The sequence below is a fragment of the Pseudoalteromonas sp. SA25 genome, assembly GCF_011378705.1.
Lineage (GTDB): Bacteria > Pseudomonadota > Gammaproteobacteria > Enterobacterales > Alteromonadaceae > Pseudoalteromonas > Pseudoalteromonas arctica.
Window position 1 is genome coordinate 1 of the sequence record NZ_WTKV01000051.1, and the last position, 3,308, is coordinate 3,308.

General features: G+C 43.9%; 3 protein-coding genes. 1 reads left to right on the forward strand and 2 read right to left on the reverse strand.

Features of this window, described 5'->3' with window-relative positions:
- Window positions 1–1,131, forward strand: a 1,131-nt coding sequence (gene tuf, locus GQR45_RS21175; protein ID WP_024592699.1) for an elongation factor Tu, incomplete at its 5' end; no start/stop codon positions are given.
- Between the two features lie 281 nt (window positions 1,132–1,412).
- Here tuf and GQR45_RS21180 read toward each other — a convergent pair.
- Together GQR45_RS21180 and tnpB are read right to left on the reverse strand one after the other, a co-directional pair.
- Window positions 1,413–2,945: an IS66 family transposase gene (locus GQR45_RS21180; RefSeq protein WP_165726938.1), complete on the reverse strand. Its 1,533-nt coding sequence runs from the start codon at window positions 2,943–2,945 to the stop codon at window positions 1,413–1,415.
- 86 nt (window positions 2,946–3,031) lie between these two features.
- The coding region (gene tnpB / locus GQR45_RS21185) for an IS66 family insertion sequence element accessory protein TnpB (protein ID WP_165725094.1) at window positions 3,032–3,308 on the reverse strand (277 nt) is incomplete at its 5' end.

The following is a 3,308-nucleotide window of genomic DNA, read 5'->3' on the forward strand; positions in this document are numbered from 1 at the left end:
GGCCACGTTGACCACGGTAAAACTACACTAACTGCAGCAATCACTAACGTACTTGCAAAAGTATACGGCGGTGTTGCTAAAGATTTCGCATCAATCGACAACGCTCCTGAAGAGCGCGAACGTGGTATCACTATTTCAACGTCTCACGTTGAATACGATACTCCTTCACGTCACTACGCACACGTAGATTGTCCTGGTCACGCCGATTATGTTAAAAACATGATCACTGGTGCTGCTCAAATGGACGGCGCGATCTTAGTAGTTGCTGCGACTGATGGCCCTATGCCACAAACGCGTGAGCACATCCTTCTTTCTCGTCAAGTTGGCGTTCCTTACATCATCGTGTTCATGAACAAATGTGACATGGTAGATGACGAAGAGCTACTTGAACTAGTAGAAATGGAAGTTCGTGAACTTCTTTCAGAATACGATTTCCCAGGTGATGACTTACCTCTAATTGCTGGTTCTGCGCTTAAAGCGTTAGAAGGCGAGAAAGAGTGGGAAGATAAGATTGTTGAGCTTGCAAATGCACTTGATACTTACATCCCAGAGCCAGAGCGTGACATCGATAAGCCTTTCATTATGCCTATCGAAGACGTTTTCTCAATCCAGGGTCGTGGTACAGTTGTAACTGGTCGTGTTGAAGCTGGTATCATCCGCATCAATGACGAAGTAGAAATTGTTGGTATCAATGATACAACTCGTTCTACTTGTACTGGTGTTGAAATGTTCCGTAAGCTTCTAGACGAAGGTCGTGCTGGCGAAAACATCGGCGCACTTCTACGTGGTACTAAGCGTGAAGACGTTGAACGTGGTCAAGTACTAGCTAAGCCTGGTTCAATCAACCCACATACTACATTCACTTCAGAAGTATACGTACTTTCGAAAGATGAAGGTGGTCGTCATACTCCATTCTTCAAAGGTTACCGTCCACAGTTCTACTTCCGTACAACTGACGTAACTGGTGACGTACAGTTACCAGATGGCGTAGAAATGGTAATGCCTGGTGATAACATCAAGATGACAGTAACTCTAATCGCACCAATCGCGATGGATGAAGGTCTTCGTTTTGCTATCCGTGAAGGTGGTCGTACTGTAGGTGCTGGTGTTGTAGCAACTATCGTAGCGTAATTATTAGCCTAGCTAATTGTTACCAAAAAGCCCGAGCTTAGTCTCGGGCTTTTTAATGTCTAGAATAAAGTGTCATATGAAGGTGGCGCTCTTACTTTAGGCGTAGGTGCGTTGTAGTAACGTTCAAAGCGTAATTATTAGCCTAGCTAATTGTTACCAAAAAGCCCGAGCTTAGTCTCGGGCTTTTTAATGACTAAAATAAAGAGTGATTTGAAGGTGAGAATCTCACATTAGACGAAGATGCTTGGTAACAACATTCGTAAGCGTCTAGCTAACGACACCTAGCCTTTCTTAATGTTCCAAGGTAACAGCGTCTCAAGGTTATCAGGCTGCTCAGCTAGGTGCTGTAAGCAACTAGAAATATAGTCATGCACCACAAGGTCATTTGCCTTCGCCGTTTCAACAAGGCTATAAAGTACCGCACTGGCATGTGCACCCTTGCTGGTATTTGAGAACAACCAGTTTTTTCGCCCTATCACGAAGGGTTTTATGGCTCGCTCTGCGCGGTTGTTATCTATTTTAAGTCTGCCATCATCAAGGTACCGCCGGAATTTTTCAAATTGATTTATCGCGTAGTTAATGGCTTTACCTAGCGCCATTTTGGGCGGGATTTTATCTTTGTGTTTGAGCAGCCATTGGTATAACTCGTCAACAATGGGTTTGGCTTTTTGTTGTCTAACAGTGTACTTCTCTGTGGCTGATTTATCTTTGATAGCTTGCTCAATACCGTAGAGCTTACCAATGAGGTTGAGCGCTACATCCGCTTTGCCTGTTTTCTTATTATTGCCTTTCGCTTCGATGAATTTACGACGCATATGAGCAAGGCATGCAACCAGTGTTGCCTGAGTTTGCTCATAAGCCTTGTAACCATCAACGTGCATGTAGCCTTGGTAACCATCAAGAAAATCAACCGCACATTGGCCCGCACGGCTGTTATGATAATCGAACAGGACAATATTAGTGCTTTTACCCGGTTTATCATCACCGCAACAATACAGCCACATATAGCTTGTCGCTTTATCTGCGTTGATGACGTTTAACGGGGTTTCATCGCCATGGATAACTGCTTGCGATAACAACACCTCTTTTAAGCGTTGATACAGGGGTGACAACAATTGTGCACAACGTAGCATCCAGCTCGACATGGTTTGCCTGCTTAATTCTATACCAATATCGCCTAACATTGTTTCTTGGCGATAAAGCGGTAAGCCAAACTGGTATTTACACGTGATTATTTGACTCAGCAAGCTGGCCGTTGCGATACTTTTTGGAATGGGTGATGCGGGCATCGGGGCGGATTTCACCACACAATCAATACCTTCTTGCTCACAGTGACGGCATGTATATTTCGGGCGAATCGTTTTAATCACTTTGATATGTGCTGGCACAAACTCTAATGCTTCACTGCTGCTTTCACCCATTTTATGTAAGGTGCTTTGACAGCAATCACATACTTTTTCACCCTCATTGAGGTCAACAATCACGTCTACTCGTGGTAATTGCGCCGGCAGTGGGCGGCGTTTCGGTTTGGCTTTTTCTTTCTTTACTGAGGGCGATGTGGCCAATTGCGATTTATCATACTCATCAAGCGTTTCTTCTGCTTCATTGAATACTTCACCCGCCCCCGGCATTTTTTCTGATTTCTTAGCGTACTCTTTGGCAAGTTTCGCATTATAAGCTTGCAGCAATTCGTGAATTTGCGCATCCTTTTTAGCTAACTCTTCATCTTTTTTAGCGACGACATGTTGCAACTCAAGCAGCATGCGCTTGAGTTGTTCTGGGTCATCAGGAAGTGAGTGTGCATCAAGTTTCATCCCTGCAATTTAACAAAGTTTTATGCACTTTTCTCGTTTGCAGGGCAAATAAAAACGGATGTGTGGCAATGATCGTTTACTGTTAATTAGATCATAGATTGATACTGCAATTCTTCATGGCCAAGCACATCATATCCCGACAACAACCAATCCAGTTGCCCAGAGCTGAGTTCAAATTCTTGCAAAGTGGCTTTATTTGGCCATTTGAACTTTTGTTTTTCGAGTCGCTTATACCACAAAGCAAACCCTGTTTTATCCCAGTACACTAATTTGAGTTTATCTTTCGCTTTGCTGCAAAACAAAAATAGCGCGCCAGTGTAGGCATCACGTTCAAGCTCGCCTTCAACGATGGCGACCAGACCA